Annotated in this window: 12 protein-coding genes; 5 read left to right on the forward strand and 7 right to left on the reverse strand. The window is 31.4% G+C overall.

The window, feature by feature from the left end; all coding sequences use genetic code 11:
* Positions 1-135 precede the first annotated feature (135 nt).
* Complete coding sequence (locus tag AC3IPI_RS22750) at positions 136-1,152, forward strand: glutamine synthetase beta-grasp domain-containing protein (RefSeq protein ID WP_039111076.1); 1,017 nt, start codon at positions 136-138, stop codon at positions 1,150-1,152.
* Between the two features lie 501 nt (positions 1,153-1,653).
* A complete protein-coding gene (locus AC3IPI_RS22755; RefSeq protein ID WP_489155960.1) occupies positions 1,654-2,622 on the forward strand; it encodes a TerC family protein in 969 nt (322 codons plus the stop codon).
* A gap of 191 nt (positions 2,623-2,813) precedes the next feature.
* Here AC3IPI_RS22755 and AC3IPI_RS22760 read toward each other — a convergent pair whose 3' ends face one another.
* The 4 genes from AC3IPI_RS22760 to AC3IPI_RS22775 all read right to left on the reverse strand — a co-directional run bounded on the left by AC3IPI_RS22760 (position 2,814) and on the right by AC3IPI_RS22775 (position 8,156).
* Positions 2,814-3,329: a hypothetical protein gene (locus tag AC3IPI_RS22760; protein ID WP_489155962.1), complete on the reverse strand. Its 516-nt coding sequence runs from the start codon at positions 3,327-3,329 to the stop codon at positions 2,814-2,816.
* 166 nt (positions 3,330-3,495) lie between these two features.
* Positions 3,496-4,359 (reverse strand): alpha/beta hydrolase, encoded by an 864-nt coding sequence (locus tag AC3IPI_RS22765; RefSeq protein ID WP_489155964.1) that lies wholly within the window; start codon positions 4,357-4,359, stop codon positions 3,496-3,498.
* A 505-nt stretch (positions 4,360-4,864) separates the two neighbouring features.
* Positions 4,865-6,904: a M13 family metallopeptidase gene (locus AC3IPI_RS22770; RefSeq protein WP_489155966.1), complete on the reverse strand. Its 2,040-nt coding sequence runs from the start codon at positions 6,902-6,904 to the stop codon at positions 4,865-4,867.
* 379 nt (positions 6,905-7,283) lie between these two features.
* Positions 7,284-8,156, reverse strand: a complete 873-nt coding sequence (locus tag AC3IPI_RS22775; RefSeq protein WP_489155968.1) for an AraC family transcriptional regulator — start codon at positions 8,154-8,156, stop codon at positions 7,284-7,286.
* 187 nt (positions 8,157-8,343) lie between these two features.
* Between AC3IPI_RS22775 and AC3IPI_RS22780 the strand changes: the two genes are divergently transcribed.
* Both AC3IPI_RS22780 and AC3IPI_RS22785 read left to right on the forward strand, forming a co-directional pair.
* Positions 8,344-8,748 (forward strand): T9SS type A sorting domain-containing protein, encoded by a 405-nt coding sequence (locus AC3IPI_RS22780; RefSeq protein ID WP_039111083.1) that lies wholly within the window; start codon positions 8,344-8,346, stop codon positions 8,746-8,748.
* A 400-nt stretch (positions 8,749-9,148) separates the two neighbouring features.
* A complete protein-coding gene (locus tag AC3IPI_RS22785) occupies positions 9,149-9,529 on the forward strand; it encodes a T9SS type A sorting domain-containing protein (protein WP_409417101.1) in 381 nt (126 codons plus the stop codon).
* 84 nt (positions 9,530-9,613) lie between these two features.
* On the opposite strand, the gene AC3IPI_RS22790 is transcribed toward AC3IPI_RS22785, so the two are convergent.
* On the reverse strand, positions 9,614-10,816 hold the full coding sequence (locus AC3IPI_RS22790; protein ID WP_489155972.1) for a hypothetical protein: 1,203 nt from the start codon (positions 10,814-10,816) through the stop codon (positions 9,614-9,616).
* A 511-nt stretch (positions 10,817-11,327) separates the two neighbouring features.
* Here AC3IPI_RS22790 and AC3IPI_RS22795 point away from each other — a divergent pair.
* Complete coding sequence (locus tag AC3IPI_RS22795; protein WP_489155974.1) at positions 11,328-12,329, forward strand: IS110 family transposase; 1,002 nt, start codon at positions 11,328-11,330, stop codon at positions 12,327-12,329.
* A gap of 135 nt (positions 12,330-12,464) precedes the next feature.
* On the opposite strand, the gene AC3IPI_RS22800 is transcribed toward AC3IPI_RS22795, so the two are convergent.
* Together AC3IPI_RS22800 and AC3IPI_RS22805 are read right to left on the reverse strand one after the other, a co-directional pair.
* A complete protein-coding gene (locus tag AC3IPI_RS22800) occupies positions 12,465-15,176 on the reverse strand; it encodes a P-loop NTPase fold protein (protein ID WP_489155976.1) in 2,712 nt (903 codons plus the stop codon).
* Positions 15,177-15,337: 161 nt separating this feature from the next.
* Positions 15,338-18,763 carry a methylmalonyl-CoA mutase family protein gene (locus tag AC3IPI_RS22805; RefSeq protein WP_489155978.1) on the reverse strand — a complete coding sequence of 1,142 codons (3,426 nt, stop codon included), beginning with the start codon at positions 18,761-18,763 and terminating at the stop codon, positions 15,338-15,340.
* Between the last annotated feature and the right edge of the window lie 97 nt (positions 18,764-18,860).

Below are 18,860 nucleotides of genomic sequence, written 5' to 3' on the forward strand. Positions count from 1 at the left end.
AAAAATTAAGCTTATGCAAAAAATAACATTACCCTAAATAAAAACTACCCCCGTTTTTCTAGCAATAAAAAAATAAATATATATTTGACCCAACAAAAAAATCCAAAAAAAAAAGAAAAATTAATTTATATTATTATGGCTAAAATAAAGTTAGAGTACATTTGGTTAGATGGATATGAACCAACTCAAAATCTTAGAAGCAAAACTAAAGTTGAAGAACACGAAAATTTTAAAGGAACACTAGAAGAACTTGGTAATTGGTCATTTGATGGATCTTCTACAAAGCAAGCCGAAGGTGGATCTTCTGACTGTTTATTAGTTCCTGTTGCAATTTACCCAGATCCTACTCGTATTAATGGATACTTAGTAATGTCTGAGGTTATGTATGCTGATGGAACTCCACATCCTTCTAACGGTAGAGCTACTATTGATGATGATAATGATGATTTCTGGTTTGGTTTCGAACAAGAATATTTCATCATGGACACTAAAACTTTATTGCCATTAGGTTTCCCTGTTGGAGGTTATCCTGCTCCACAAGGTATGTACTACTGTTCTGTAGGTGGGAAAAATACTCACGGAAGAAAATTAGTCGAAGAACATGCAGATTTATGTATCGCAGCTGGAATTAACTTTGAAGGTATCAACCAAGAGGTTGCTTGCGGACAATGGGAGTTTCAATTATTTGCTAAAGGTGCAAAAAAAGCTGGTGACGAAATCTGGATTGCAAGATACTTACTAGATCGTTTAACAGAGAAATATGGTTACTATATCGAATATCACCCAAAACCACTTGGTGATACAGATTGGAATGGATCTGGAATGCACGCTAATTTCTCTAACGAAGTTTTAAGAACTTGTGGAGATCAAGCTACTTACGAAAGAATCTGTGAGGCTTTCCGTCCTGTTACTGCTGAGCATATTGCAGTTTACGGTGCTTACAACGATTTACGTTTAACTGGTAAACATGAAACTGCTTCTATCCATGATTTCTCTTATGGAATTTCTGATAGAGGAGCATCAATAAGAATCCCATTAATTACAGTACAAAAAGGTTGGAAAGGTTGGTTAGAAGACAGAAGACCAGCATCTAACGGCGACCCATATAAAATTGCTGCAAGAATTATCAAAACTGTAAAATCAGCATTGTAATCTCATAGCTTCATAAAACCAAAAAGTGCCTCATATATATGTAGGCACTTTTTTTATGCTCTTTATTTTTGTAAAAAAGTTTTACCATTAAGAAATTAAGAAAATTTAAGAATAGTACCAAATCTTAAATTGTCTATATAAAGGGACGCAGATTAAACAGATTTACAAAAGTAAAGTCGCGGATGAAAAACGGATTTTAAAAACAACAGATAGAAAATCCGTTTAATCCGTGTTTTCGCTTTAGCGAATCCGTTTAATCCGCGTCCCCTTCGCATAGAATTTGAAACTTAGCGACCTTTGCGTATCCGACGCTTCGGGATTGCGCCCTTTGCGGTTAATTTTATTGCCACAGATTAAAACTTAATCCCCCTTAATCTCTTAATGGTAAAATTTTTACTTTTCTCTTTTACACAATCCAAAAGCATCGTTAAAATATTGGAAATATGCTTTTTAGGTATAAAATCAAAAACTATCTTTGTAATTCACTAAAAAAATCGGCTTATGATAGTCTGGATACTTTTTTTAATAGCAATAGTACTTATTCTTGCTCTAGACCTTGGCGTATTTAATAAAACACCACACATTATAAGCACAAAAGAAGCTAGCAGGTGGACTCTTATCTGGGTAAGTGTTTCGTTTTTATTCTCTGGCGTAATATATTGGTTATATGGTACTGATTATATAGAAAATCCCGACGGACTAAAACCAGCTGCTGCCGCAATAAAATTCATTACCGGATATCTAATCGAATTATCTTTAAGCGTAGATAATATTTTTGTGATTGCTATTATTTTTGCTTCTTTCAAGATTCCACAAAAATACCAGCATCGTGTTTTATTTTGGGGAATTCTAGGCGCTGTCATTTTCCGCGGATTGATGATTTTCTTTGGCGTTATGCTTATCAATAAATTCACCTGGACAACTTATGTATTTGGTGCTTTCTTACTGTTTACAGCAATGAAAATGTTATTTTCGGGCAAAGAGGAAGATTTTCATCCAAAAGACTCTTTTATATATAAGGTATTAGGAAAAGTAATTCCGATTACCTCTCACATGGAGCATGAAAAATTTTTCACTTTAACTGAAAAAGGAACAAAAGCTGCCACTCCGCTATTTGTTGCTTTAATAGTAATTGAGTTTATGGACGTTTTATTTGCAATCGACAGCGTTCCTGCAATTCTTGCCATTACCAAAGATCCTTTTTTAGTATTTAGCTCTAATATCTTTGCTATTCTCGGATTACGTTCGATGTATTTTTTCCTTGCTAATATGTTGGCTAAATTCAGTTATTTAGAATACAGCCTAATTGCTATTTTAAGTTTCGTAGGTCTTAAAATGTTACTCCACGATTATATCGAAGTACCCGAATGGGGCTCACTTACCTTTATCGGACTTTCACTAATTATAGGAATTATTGTTTCATTGCGATTAAGCAAAAACAAAGAGAAAATTTCTAAAACAGAAGAATAGAAATACATCAGTTTTTTTCGAACCATTAAGAGATTAAGGTTCATTAAAAATCCTCTAACTCTCTCCTAAATGTAGATGGAACGCGGATGATACGGATTCGCTAAAGAGAAAACACGGATTAAATGTTTTTTTTTTAGAAAATAAAAAAGGGAATCTTACGATTCCCTTTTTTATTGTACTATACAAATTAATTACAATTCCACACTTTTAACATTACTGTCATCAATATTATATTTTTTGATAACTGTGTTGTAATCATTTAAATTTACTGATGATTTTTTAGCAGTTAAGTTAATACCATCTCCTGGAATAATAACTATTCTAAATGTTTGATCCAATCTTAGGCCAGGTGTTACAGTGCCTAAATCATACCCTAACATAAAAATATCGACATCAAATCTTGAAAATTCAAAATTATAACTAAAATCGAAAGCACCATTGCTATCAAAAACCGATTCTGGTATCGGATTCCAAACTTTTACCCCGTCTTCAATTGCTACTAATCTATAGACTAAAACCATATCACCAGGGAAAATTTCAGGTTTCAAATCATAACGAAGTCTAAAATTATTACTCTGTTGAAATGAATAATTTACCTGAATAACTTCTGCAAGTAGACCAGGAGGTCCTGGAGGTCCTTCATCTCCTTCGCAACTAGAGAATACTATCAATCCTACTATTGCAAAAAGTGTAATTATCTTTTTCATGTTTTTTTATTTTTTAAGTTATACATAAAGGTATTCCAAAAATCAAACCAAAAAAAATAATATGTACTATTTTCTTGAAAAAAAATTACACAATCACATACAAATCATTAATTTTCAACACATAACATTTAAATCATAAAAGGCTATTTTTTAGAATTGTATAGTTTTAATGTACCACAACTCCATTTTTAGCCAATACTTTACTAAAATACAATACATGATACGGCAATGAGTTTTCCCAATATTCCCAAGTATGCGCTCCGGGTCTTTCGGTATAATCGTGATCTACTTTACTGTAAACCAATCTTCGGTGTAGTTCACGATTCGGTTCAATTAAAAAATCATCTACTCCACAATCAATTATCAATGCCAGTTTATTGGCTTTCATTTTATCAACCATACCAAGTACAGCATATGATGCATATACTTCTTGTGGCACTCCTTCTTTACCAAAAACGGGTTCCATTAATTTAGTTACCTGTACTGCGTCACGATTAAGCATTCCGCCCATATCTACTGCGCCACTCATACTTCCTGCTGCACAAAACAAATCTGGATGCTTGGATGATAAATACAATGCTCCATGACCTCCCATCGAAAGCCCCGAGATTACTCTTCCTTTTTTATCATTAATAGTACGGTAGGTTTTATCTATTTTCTGAATTACTTCTTTGGTTATATAAGTCTCAAACTGACTTCCTTTATTTACTGGACTATCTAAGTAAAAACTAAATGTTTCTCCTTCGGGCATTACGATTATCAAATTGTATTGATCAGATAAATTTTGCACTAATTTTTTATCTGGTGTGTTTTTTAGCCAATCTCCAAAATGTCCGTAAGCACCATGCAACAAATACAATACAGGAAACGAAGCTTTACTTTTGGCATACGAATTTGGTAAAACAACTGCTGCTTTATATGTTTTTCCCATTGCAACACTCTCTATTTGTAGCGTATCTACTTTGGCTCCATAAGATAAAAGGGAGCTGCATAAAAAAACAGCCAACAATATAATTTTAAAGTTTTTCATTTTTTTTTTAGATAAAGGTTTTTTTTTTAGGTTCTGAGAGACTAAGGTTCTAAGATATAAAAAAAGATTCAAAAGCCACAGAGGTGCAAAGGTTTTATAAAGGGACAAAGGTTTGGATTGAACATACAGCAAACGCAAACTTTTTTCTTCCAAAAAAAGAATCTCCATAAGAAACTGACTAGTTTGTGTCAATTCCTTGCGGAGATTACTCTTATCTCTAAAAAATAAGTTTATGTTTATTTTGTGTTCAAAACTCTTTGACTCTCTTTGACAAAGACGCACTGCGGTGCGTCTCTACAGAAAACCTCTGTCCCTTTTTTAAACCTTATAAAAAACTCTGAACCTCCAAAAAGACGCACTGCGGTGCGTCTCTACAGAAAACCTTTGAACCTTTTTTAAACCTTATAAAAAAACTCTGAACCTCCAAAAAGATGCCTGTGATGCGTCCCTACAGGAAACCTCTGTCCCTCTGAACCTTTTTTAAACCTTTGAACCTTAAAAAAACCTACCAAATAACTACACGTAAACTATCTGGCTGATACATTTTATCTCCTTTTTTCACATTAAATGCTTTATAGAATTCTGGCATATTGCTTAATGGCCCATTTACTCTAAATTGCTCTGGAGAATGTACATCGGTCATGATTTGATTAATCTTAGACTCATCTCTTCTATTAATCATCCAAGAATAAGCATAAGAAAGAAAATAACGTTGATCTGGCGTTAATCCGCTAATTTTCTCATTATTTTTATACTGAGCCGTTTTCTTAAATGCCTCATAACCTACTACAACACCACCTAAATCGGCAATATTTTCTCCTTGTGTTGCTTCTCCGTTAACGTGTTTACCAAGTACAGTAAACTTATTATATTGATCTACAATCAACTTCGTTTTAGATTTAAATTTTTTCAAATCTTCGGCAGTCCACCAATTATTTAGGTTTCCTTTATCGTCATATTGACTTCCCTGATCATCGAAACCATGCGTGATTTCATGTCCAAAGAAAGAACCTCCAAGAATTCCGTATAAGATAGCATCATCAGGCATTCTTCCTTCATAACCTGGAACGATAATATTACAAGCCGGAATCACAATTTCGTTATTACTAGGATTATAATAAGCGTTATATGTTTGTGGTTGCATACTCCATTCAGTTCTATCAACAGGTTTACCGTATTTGTTAACCATATCATTGTAATGCCAAGAATTAGCTTTTAATACATTACTACAAAATGAACTTCTATCAGTAGAAAGCTTACTCATATCCTTCCATTTATCTGGATATCCAACTTTCATTACGATTTTATTTAATTTTTGTAATGCTTTCTCTTTTGTGGCATCACTCATCCAATCTAATTTTTTGATATGTACCGCAAATACATCACGTATGTTATTACCTATTTCTAGTAATTTTTCTTTAACCCCTTTTGGCATATATTCGGCTACATATACTTGTCCTACTAATTCACCTAAATAGCTGTCTGTTTGCCCAACAACTCTTTTCCAACGTGGTTTTTGAGTACTAACTCCATTCATTACTGTCGAAAAGAATTTGAAGTTTTGCTTCTCAACCGCTGCATTTAAATATTCAGCATAAGAATTTACCAGATTCCATTTAAGGTAAGTTTTCCATTCCTCAACAGGATATGTTTTTAATAACTTATTTAATGAAGTAAAAAACTCAGGCTGACCTACAATTACCGTATCAGCTTTGGAAATACCCAAAATTGGTAAAACTGTTTTCCAATCAATATTTGGAGTCGTTTTGCTGAATTGCTCAACAGTAAGTTTGTTATAATTTTTTACTGGATCTCTAAGTGCTTCTAGTTTACGAGAAGATTTTGCCAGATCAGTTTCCAGCTTCATGATAGTTGCAGCGCTTTTGGCAGCCGTTGCTTCGTCTTCGCCTGTAAATTTCATCATCGTTTTAAGATGAATTAAATACTCCTTACGAATAGATTCATTTCGCTTATCGGTATCAAGATAAAAATCTCTTTGCCCCATTCCTAATCCGCCCTGACCAAAAAACAACGCATATTTTGTGCTTATTTTATCGTCTTGACCTACATAAAATGAAAAAGCCGGACTTGTACCAAGAGTTTGTAAATGCGCTATAGAATTTACCAAAGAAGGAACATCTTTTATAGCTGCAATTTTTTTCATTTCGCTATTAAGCGGAGATAAACCTGCTTTTTCGATGGCAATTGTATCCATTCCTGAAGCATAAAAATCGCCTATTTTTTGTTTGTTACTTCCTTTTGCAGCCGATTCATCTGCTGCTGATTTTTCGCAAATACTTTTTATTTGTTCATTAATTGTATCCATAACAATTCTCCCAATACCGTTGCTACTATCGGTACTCGGAATTGGATGTTTCTTAAACCAACCATTATTGGCGTAGTTAAAAAAATCATCCGCAGGATTTATTGTTGTATCACGATTGGTTATTAAAGGATCTGGAAATACTGCTGGTTCTTTTTTGCCACAGCTTGAAACAACTATTCCCGTAAGTGTTAATACGATGAGTGTTCTAAATAAATTCATTAAGTATAATTTTGATTGTTTTGATTAAATCTAACTAATTACCACTTGTTTGTTACAATATTCGAAAAACAAGAATGTAAATATAATTTTTTCTCACATACAAAATGAAACTTCAATTCTAAAAAATGGATTATTACTGTCCCGTACAGTACTCTGACAAAGACTTAGATAGAACTCAAATTATAAAGATTGTCTAAAAGGGAACGCAGATGACACGGATTTGCTCAGCTTAAAAATTAACCACAAAGCACGCAAAGGTTTTACGTAAAGTTCACAAAGCCGATAAAACATACAGCTTTGCGAACTTTGCGTTTTTATAGAATCTCACTTATAAAATCTTTGCGCCCTTTGCGGTTAAACTCTTTGCGGTTAATTTCTATTACTTAATCACAGTCTTTAATTCCTGACGGTATTGCAACGCACTTTTCCCTGTATAGGTCTTAAATAATTTACTAAAGTGACTAAAATTATTAAATCCGCTTTCATAACAAACCTCATTAATACTAATAGGCTTTTCTGCCAAAAGCTTCGAAGCGTGTACCAAACGGTATTCATTAACAAATGTAGTAAAGGTTTTATTGGTGATTTTTTTAAAATATCTGCAAAAAGAAGGTGTAGTCATACTTACTAAACTCGAAACCTCATCGATAGCAATCGATTCCTGAAAATGGTCTTTTACATAATTAAAAACAACATTAATACGGTCATTATCCTGAGTGTATAATTCTAACGAAAACCCATCGGCGTTAAGCACCGTATAATCTTCAGAAGATTCTAATTCGTCTAAAATACTCAGGAGTGTTAGCAATCGTTCTAATGGAAGTTGGTTTTCCATCATTTCTATTTTCTTACCAATTCGTTCTTTGGTTTCTCCTGCAAATGCGATTCCTGCTTTGGCTTGACCAAAAACATTTTGAACTTTTTTCATTTCGGGAACTCCAAAAAAATCATTTCCTAAAAATTCTGGTTTGATATGGATAACGATTTCGTTTTTATTCCCAGTTTGTTCATTGGTAAAACCACAATGAGGCAAATTGGCTCCTATTAAAATCAAATCGCCATTGGTGTAATATGAAACATGACTTCCTATTTGTCGTTTTCCCGCACCTCCGTTTACATAAACCAATTCGATTTCGGGATGATAATGCCATAAATGGGATTTGCTATTGGTCTTTTCGACATGCTTAATATAGCTAAAAGAGCTTCCGTAGGAGTTTGATATCACTTCAAGAGCTGGGGCGGTGTTCTTCATGATAAGTTCTTTGAAAAATAAAAACAAATTTAACTAAAACACCTAATATAATTTAAACTTTAACCTATAACGCTTTCGTAAATGAGAATATAGCATAGAAATTGGCAAATAGAGATGTGTAAAACAATATATTCTTAAAGTAATTTAGCATCAGAGAATTAGAACTAATAATTAAAAAACTAAAGCCATGAAAAAGATTCTAAAATTAAGTCTAGTATGTGCAGTACTTTTTACAGGAATGAGTACTTATGCAATTGATGGAAATACCGATTTTGCACTTCATGTAAGAAAAGGCGACGGTAAACTAATTACATTTGCTTTAAACAATGTATCAAAAGCAAATCTTTCTATTTATGATAAAGATGGTATCTTAATTTACTCTGAAAACGCAACAGGTAAAGGCGGAATTTTAAAAGCATTTGATCTGACAGAGTTTCCAGAAGGAACTTATTTTCTGGATATTGAAGACAACGTAAAAAAATTGAGATATGAAATTAATGTTACCAATGGAGAATCTACATTGTCTAACAAATCTATTTCACAAACATACAAAACAACTAATGCTAAAAATACAGCTGTAGCATCACGTTAGAAAATTGCATTCCCACTCATTTATAAAAATGAATTAATTTAGTTAGTAAAGTTAAAAACGTCATCGTTTAAAAACAGCCCTTTTATGGTTAAAAGAGCTGTTTTTTTTTGTTTATAATAGTGTCAAATATTCAAAAGAGAGCTATTTTTTCGATCATTTTTTATTCTAAATTTATCTTTTGTGCGTCAACCACTACAAAAATGCAAAATACTGATTTGACAAAAGTTATAAAAATAACATCCAAGAATCTTATAAATCCGTATATAATCACGAGTTCAGCCGAAACACTTTTAAGTCAACGACTTAGGACTAAAAATAATATAAAAAATATTTTGTAGTTAGCGAACTATTTGTAGTTTTGCGCACCGCGATTTGAAAATTAAAAAACAAAAACAAAGACATGAAGAAGATTTTAGGATTAAGCTTAGTATTGGTTATTTTTTTGACATCAATGAGTACTTATGCAATTGATGGAAAAGGGGATTATATCTTGAATATAAAAACTGGAAATGGCAAAGTAGTTAGTTTTACTTTGAATGGAGAACAGAAATCAAATTTCTCTATTATTGATAACGAAAGTCATTTGATATATAAAGGAATAGCAACTAATGAATTAGAAACTTCAAAAACATTAAGTTTAGAAGAATACCCTGCGGGAACTTATTATTTAGAATTTCAAGACAATGCTAAAAAAGTAAAACACGAAATTATCGTAAAATCTTCAAAAGCAAACAAAACAACTGACGAATCTTATAATCAAAGCCCAGCTTTTCGTCGTTAATTTATCTGCTTTTTATTAAGCAAAACAATTACAATTTAGTTATTATAAAAAGCCCAATTCTCTTTAAGAATTGGGCTTTTATCTTTAATTTGTTTCCGTAATAATTTTATACAATTCGGTACAATAATCAGCTTTATCTTTTTGTTGGTTTCTTTTATTTTCCTCTCCAGTTTCATAAACTATAACCTGAAACCAATATAATGCTCTAATTACCATATTCTGGGTTGGAATATCATTATTATCGAGCTTCATCGCATTCAACTTCTTCATTTCGGTATTCCAAAACTTAAAATTAGTGTTCCCCTTAGCCGATTTTAATTCTTGATCAAAACGAAGCGAAAGTTTATCTAAAATTTCATTTTCCTGAACCTTTATCTTCTTCATTTTTGCAACTTCATCTTTATACTCTCTAGTTTTTTTGATTTCGGCAATTTTGGTTCTTATAAAATTATCTTCATTTGTATTAAAAAAAGTAATTCCTTTTTCATACGCACTCACCGAAGAAACCATTTCTTTATTAGCCTTTAAACTATCTGATATTCGCAAATTTTTATCGTAAATCCTTTTAATAATGGTATCGTTCTTTGGTCTGATATTTTTTTTATATGCCTGAATTTCCAACCAGTCAAATGCGCGAAGCATCTCGGCTTGTTTAGGCCAAACATGTTCCTCATGTGCAATAAAAAGTGTATTTACAATCTTTGCATTATCCAGCCATTCTTTATTTGCTATCATTTCCAGGTAATTCATATCTCTATCTCCAACCATACCTACATAAGAAAAATTGTTAGAAGGAGGAATAAGCTTATCCATGCCATTAAAAGAAGCTCCACAAGCGATAACACCTTGAAAAGCACCCGAAGATATTCCGTAAAAACTAGCTAATCTGGCACCACCCGAAAAGCCCGAAATATAAAGTTGGGAAGTATCAATAGGATAGGTTTGCAATACATTATCAAATAATCTATTAGCAACTGCAATATTAACTTGGGTAGATCCATTTTTTAAAGTATTAGAGCATACCAAAATATAATTATACGTTTCTGCAGCCAATATAAACGGCTCAATTGCTATTTTTCCTCTTGCATCTGGATCAAAAATAAAAACCAATGCCGTTGGAGTTTTGGCATCATACTTTTTTGGGAAATAAATTGCATACGATTCTGATGGAGTCGTTGCAATTTTCACCGAATCGATAATAACTCCCGTTTGTAACAATTGCTTATCCTGAGCATAACTACAAACCGTAACAAAAAGAAACAGAATATAATAGGTAGTGTTTTTCATAACACTAAAATATAAAAAAACCTTTCATCTTTGAAAGGTTTTGAACTAATATCTTTATTTCTGTTGTAGTAATTTTTATTTCCAAAATCTCAAAATCATGCATTCTAGTTTTTGATCATGACGCACATAAAACCTCAACCACAATATTGTCTTTTCGACGAAGGAGAAATCTTCACAAGTAACTCCACAACGAAAGTTCAATCTTAGTCGAGCTTCTCGCGAAGATTTCTCTGTTCCAATTTTATCTTTTTGATTCTCTTTGCAGATTATTGGAGTGGGTGCGAAGTCGGGAGACTTCGCCTTTACTTTGGATTAGATAAAAAACTTTAATTTTATTCAAAGGAAAGCAGAGGTGAACTTTAGACTTCGCTAGTTAAGAACCATGCTGTGCATTAGTCCTCTGCCTTCTCCTTGAATCCCGTTGAATTGCTTCAAATAGAATGATAGACATGGCGGTCTAATAAAGGCTCTAAAGAAGTTCAACATTTTTATTCATCTTAAATTCAAAGTTATGAAAAAGTATTTATTTTATGTTGGTATTGATGTATCAAAAGCAAAATTGGATATTAATATTCTTGATTCTTTAACTCTTAAATCAGAGCATTTTATCATAGAAAACAATATTAAGAGTATTTCTATTTTTATTAAAAAACTGGATAGAAAAGTTGATAAAGGATGTACTCTTTTTTGTTGCGAGAACACAGGTGTTTATACCAATCATTTATCAAGTGTTTTAGTGAAACTTAATCTAGATTTATGGATTGTTCCCGCTATTGAAATAAAAAAATCTAAAGGAATTTCAAGAGGAAAAAATGACAAAACTGATGCTAAAGATATTTCTTATTACAGTTATAGAAATATAGATAAATTAAAACTATTCGCTTTCGCAAGCATGGATATTCAGAAATTAAAAATTCTTTATACTGAAAGAGAGAAAATGCTAAAAGCGTTATTACTTCTACAAGCGACTAAGGAAAGTAAAGCTTTCACGGATAAAATAATTTTTAAAGAAGTATCACAAATTAACCAAACTCTTGTCAAATCTATTAAAAATTCCATCCATAAAATTGAGTCAAAAATTAAAGAAGTCATCAAAGCAAACGATCAATTAACTAAGCAAGCTCAACTTATCAAATCGATTCCTGGATTGGGAGAACAAACCAGCGTATATTTGATTATTGCAACAAAAGGATTTACAGCTTTTAAAAACTGGAGACAATTTGCCTGTTATTCTGGTGTTGCGCCTTTTGAACATAGTTCAGGTTCGAGTGTAAAAGGAAGGACAAGAGTAAATCATATGGCAGATAAAAAAATGAAGTCATTATTGCAAATGTGTGCTATGACAACATTAAAATATGATCCACAATTAAAAGAATATTACAAAAAGAAAAAAGCGGAAGGTAAAAACTCAATGTTGGTTTTAAATAATATTAGATGCAAACTTATAAGCAGAATTTTCGCTGTTATAACTAGAGAAACTCCCTATATAAATACTTATAAATTTGCATCTTGAATTTTAACTCTTTTTACTTGTTTTTCATCATAGAATGCACAGCAATTGCGAACACTTCGTGGAGTGGAATTATTTAATTAAAAATAATTAAATAAGTATTGTTTTTTTTTTACATTAACCGTGAGCTAAGAACTTTTAAAGCAAGATCCTTTTTTTCCAAATTTCATCATATTGTGTTTTGTCCAATGCCTCATAGTTATTATCTATATAAGCATTTACAATTTTTTTCATTCTTTTTAATAGTTCTCTATCAATTTTACCAACATAGGTCATTTCGCCATCAATTTTATTTAAAAATAAGAGAAAATTTTGCCATCCTTCCTTCTGTAATTCTTCAAATAAATTAATATCTTCTGGATTTTTAATTAATAAATCTAAAGCTTTTGGATTTGAAAATATTTGAGATAATAAGAAACTAGGCTCATATTCTATCATTTCTACTGTAATTTCATCTATGCGCTCAACTAATGTTGAAAAAAAAGGAGATTTTATATAATCTATAAATCTAAATTTGATATCTTCTCTTACAGCTTGATTTGCTTCTTTTGAATGCACCATTTTTTTATCTATTGTGATAAGTTCTAGATCTAAATTATATATAGAAAAAATAACTTCTGGAGACTTCAATGATCCAATAGCATTCTTTAACTTTTCTAATAGTAAATATTTTAAATCCGGAGCAGTTAAGTGATTATTCTTGTAATTGTTTATTCCATCAACATAAAATGATTTACTCTCTTTTCTTTTTATATTTATATTTATTGAACTAAAAAGATTATCTAAGTAACCAATAGAATCATTATTTATTATTATCAGTAAATTATCTAAAAAAGTTTTTTTATCTTCTTCATAAAAAGTTTCAAACCCTTTTGTAAGTAAATCTATTACTTTCTGATTATCATTATAACTAGTATTAAGTATTATAAAATTCAACGTTTTTAGAATGTCTTTAAACTGATCTATTGTATTGAACTCATTATTAAAAATAAACTGCTTTATTTCATTAGCAAGCTGAAATTGATACTGATGTTGAGAATCTGAAAGATCTTTTGCAATTATAAACAATCCACCTTTCTCAAAAGCACTTTGCAATTGAGTAATAGAAATTTGACCACCTACAATATTATTTTTAATATAAATATCAGTGTAATATATTTTAGAAATTGAGTTTTGATTTAGCTCATAAAATTTTAGTGTTTTTTTTCCAAATAATAAGTAAAGTGTAGCATTTATTATTTCTTTATCGTTCGATGAATATTTTTCGAGTATTGTATTAACTTTCTCTTGAACTTCTTTATTATATAAATAAACACTATTAGAACTTGATCCTCCAAACTGCTGAATTTTATTGTTTACATCATCAATATATCCCTTATCAAAAATTGACTTAATCGATACAAAAATTTCATTTTGTAATTCTCTATATTTATAAGTCAGTAATTTTAATAAAATATATTCTTCAGCTATAACATCTTCTTGGCTGTCAAGAAATAAAGCATTAAATTTAAATTCATTTACAAAACGCTTAACATCACGATATGTTTTTAAAAAATCTTGATATTTTAATGTATAACTAGTGCAACTGAAATTATTTTGATCTAATAACACATTTAAACTTACCTCAGACGAAGTATTTATTTTTTTTGCAAAAAGATTTTTAAAAGCATTATTGAAACCTACTAAATCTGATTCCCCAACTACTATTGGAAAAGCAACATCTACTTGCCTTAAAAGTTCATCTATAATAAGTTGCTCATCAAAAGGAAGCAAATTAATCTCAACGTTAAAAATTTTATCCAAATAATTATCCTTTGGCATATCAATCGTTTCAACAATATACTTCCTATCATAACCCGCAATAAAAATTACATTATTAAAATCTGATAATGTTCTAATCAATTTAAGAGTATTTAATATCTCTGGCTTTTCTAATCGATCTAAATCATCTAATAAAACTACAATTTGCCGATCAATTTTTTTAATATTTTCATTTATATCATAATAAAATTTTTCCAAAGTGGAATTTTCGGAAAGAGCATCTTTACCAGTATTTATGATTTTTTTTAAATCTGAACTAGACAAACTTAAAATTGAATCAACATATTTATTAATATCATCTGAGATTTCGCCAGAATATGGTTTCAAATTATCCTTTAACTCTTCAAAGAAATTTTCAATAATAGCGATTGAACCTTTATTTTTCCAAATTCTATTCCAAAAGATAATACCGTTAGGGTTTGTACTCTCATATTTTTTTTTAAATCTATGTAGAAAACTACTTTTACCATACCCCCAAACAGCATTTATACCGATACTAAAAGCCACATCAGGCTTAAAATTTGAGACTACTTCAAATAATCTGTTTAAAATTTTTTCATTATCTATCTCACTATCTACATATAATTTGTCTTCCAAAAAAAAGGAATCATTATGATCTCTTTTTTTTATCAAATTATTTTTTTCACTTTCAAAAAATAAATTTAACAAATGAAGAAAAGCTATCAAAATTATTATATCAGCGTACTTAATAAATACAATATCTGAAGATTTAAAATAGATAAAATTGAAAAATACGAATCTTAATAATATGTAAATTACTGTTATATATATAATCAAGAAATTAGTTTGAACGTTATGTATAAATTTTTTCTTTAACAGAAAAATATATGAAATAATGAGAAAACAGGAAATTAAAAAATATCCAACTTTAAATGTAATATCATTATAATCAATAACGCTACCAACTTTTATTAATATCTCACTAATTTGCTTTAAAAAGATCAAACTAAATGCTAAAGCAATTGTAAAAACTTTAATAAATTTTTGATTTTTATTTATAAATATCATTTTAATTATATTATTTCGAGAATTAATAGTTACTAATATTTTGGGCTAATATATAAACAATAAAATAAGAAAAATCATTAATATTGAAATTTTAATAGTAGTAAAACCAAAAAAACCTCTCATAATCAGAGAGGTTTCCTAAATCTATAAAATCGTAATAATTACATATTCCTTCTATACTGTCCTCCTACTTCAAACAATGCCGAAGTAATTTGACCAAGCGAACAAACCTTTGTAGCTTCCATTAAATGGGCGAATAAGTTTTCGTTTTTAATAGCTGCTTCTTGCAAAGTATTAAGATGGTCTTTTACCGATTCTTTATGATACTCATGTAAGTTGTTCAACATATCTATCTGATATTGTTTTTCTTCTTCTGTTGCACGAATAACCTCAGCTGGAATAACTGTTGGAGATCCTTTTGAACTCAGGAAAGTATTTACACCCACAATTGGGAAATCTCCGTTATGTTTTAATGTTTCATAATACAAACTCTCTTCCTGAATTTTAGAACGTTGGTACATTGTTTCCATTGCACCAAGAACTCCGCCACGCTCAGTAATTCGGTCGAATTCTTGTAAAACAGCCGCTTCTACCAAGTCGGTTAATTCTTCGATTATAAACGATCCTTGTATTGGGTTTTCGTTTTTCGCCAAACCTAATTCTTTATTAATAATCAATTGTATTGCCATAGCACGACGAACTGATTCTTCGGTAGGTGTTGTAATTGCTTCATCATACGCATTGGTATGCAATGAATTACAGTTGTCATAAATAGCATACAAAGCTTGCAATGTCGTACGAATGTCATTAAAATCAATCTCTTGTGCGTGTAATGAACGCCCCGAAGTCTGGATATGGTATTTAAGCATTTGTGCTCTTTCGTTAGCACCATATTTAATCTTCATGGCTTTTGCCCAAATTTTACGCGCTACACGACCAATAACTGCGTATTCGGGATCTACTCCATTCGAGAAAAAGAATGATAAGTTTGGTCCAAAATCATTGATATTCATTCCGCGGCTCAAATAGTATTCTACATAAGTAAAACCGTTAGAAAGCGTAAATGCCAATTGCGTAATTGGATTTGCTCCTGCCTCGGCAATATGATATCCTGAAATAGAAACCGAATAAAAATTACGTACGTTTTGCGTAATAAAATATTCCTGAACATCTCCCATTAATCGTAAAGCAAACTCGGTAGAGAAAATACAAGTGTTTTGTGCCTGATCTTCTTTAAGAATATCAGCTTGAACTGTTCCACGTACTTGCGAAAGTGTTTTGGCTTTTATATCATTATAAACCTCAATAGGTAAAACCTCATCACCTGTAACTCCCAGAAGCATTAATCCTAAACCATTATTTCCCGCTGGCAAATCGCCTTGGTATTTAGGTCTTGTAACTCCTTTTTGTTTGTATAGTTTGATGATTTTTTGTTCTACTTCTTTTTCTAAATCATTGGCTTTAATGTAATACTCACATTGCTGATCGATTGCTGCATTCATAAAGAAACCAAGCAACATAGGTGCTGGCCCATTAATAGTCATACTCACAGATGTTAAAGCGTGAACTAAATCAAAACCTGAATATAATTTTTTAGCATCATCCAGACAACAAATAGAAACTCCGGCATTTCCGATTTTACCATAAATATCTGGTCGTACATCGGGATCATTACCATATAATGTTACACTATCAAAAGCTGTCGAAAGACGTTTTGCAGGCAATCCTGCACTTACATAATGAAAACGTTTGTTGGTTCTTTCTGGTCCACCTTCTCCGGCAAACATACGTGATGGATCTTCGCCCTCACGTTTAAAAGGATATAATCCTGATGCAAACGGAAATTCTCCTGGAACATTTTCTTGCAAACACCAACGTAAGATATCTCCCCAAGCTTCGTATTTAGGCAAAGCTATTTTTGGGATTTGTTGGTGCGATAAACTTTCGGTATGTGTTGCTATTTTTATTTCCTTATCACGAACTTTAAAGCTGTAAACAGGATTTTTGTATTTATTTACTTTTTCATCCCAAGTTAGGATCATCTCCCAATTGTATGGATCTAAATCCATTTTTACCTTATCAAACTGATTTAGTAAAAGATTCAGGAAAACACGATTTTCATCATCTCCCACAATAACACTATCATCTATTCCTGCCTTTGTAATTACAGGAATTTTGCCCGTAACACTTTCGATAGTTTTAAAAATACCGTATAATTTTTGTGCCACTTGTTGTTGCGACAAAGCAGTATCATCGTACTTACGATTATTCTCGGCAATTTCAGATAAATATCTTGTTCTGTGTGGTGGAATTACGAATATTTTCTCGCTCATTTCACGAGTAATTTCGAAAGTCGATTTTAAATCTGATTCCGTTTTTTCTACAATTTTATCCATGATAGATTTATACAATGTATTCATCCCCGGATCATTAAACTGTGAAGCAATTGTTCCAAAAACAGGCATATCATCAGGATTTTTATCCCAAAGATTATGATTGCGTTGGTATTGTTTTTTTACATCGCGTATAGCATCTAGTGCACCACGTTTATCGAATTTGTTTAATGCTACTAAATCGGCAAAATCAAGCATGTCGATTTTTTCTAATTGCGTAGCTGCTCCAAATTCTGGTGTCATTACATATAAGGAAACATCTGAATGATCCATAATCTCTGTATCTGACTGACCAATTCCCGAAGTTTCTAAAATGATAATATCATATTTAGCTGCTTTAAGAACCTGAATCGCTTCGGCAACATATTTAGACAAAGCTAGATTTGATTGACGAGTTGCCAACGAACGCATATAAACTCTGGAGTTATTAATAGCGTTCATTCGGATTCTGTCACCTAAAAGTGCTCCACCAGTTTTACGTTTTGATGGATCTACAGATACGATTCCGATAGTTTTTGTTGGAAAATCAATTAAAAAACGACGTACCAATTCGTCTACTAAAGATGATTTTCCTGCTCCACCAGTTCCTGTAATTCCCAGAACAGGAATTTTAGAAGTTGTATTGTTTTGATGTATTTTATCAAAAACAGGTTTTGCAATTTCAGGGAAATTCTCGGCTGCAGAAATCAAACGTGCAATTGCCGTTGGATTTTTATCTTCTATATGATTTATTTCATCTGTAAGTTTATCTCCAATAGGATAATCAGAACGTTCTACCAAATCATTAATCATTCCTTGTAATCCCAAAGAACGCCCATCATCTGGAGAATAAATTCTTGTGATTCCGTATTCATGTAATTCGGCAATCTCGCTTGGCAAGATTACACCACCACCACCACCAAAAATCTTGATATGTCCAGCTCCTTTTTCATGAAGCAAGTCATACATATATTTAAAATATTCGTTGTGACCACCTTGATAAGAAGTTAACGCAATAGAATTTGCATCTTCCTGAATAGCTGTATTTACAACTTCTTCGACACTACGGTCGTGACCTAAATGAATTACCTCAACTCCAGTGGATTGAATAATACGACGCATTATATTAATTGCCGCATCATGTCCATCAAAAAGTGATGCTGCGGTAACAATTCTTACTTTATTTTTAGGAATATAAGGTATATGTGGTTCCATTTTGAGAATATGATAATTTTAGGAGAGCAATTTACAAAAAAATTTAATGATTCTTGAATCTAGTTTTAAACCTTATCAAAAAAATACTCTTTTTAAA

The organism is Flavobacterium sp. GL_143 (assembly GCF_057834355.1).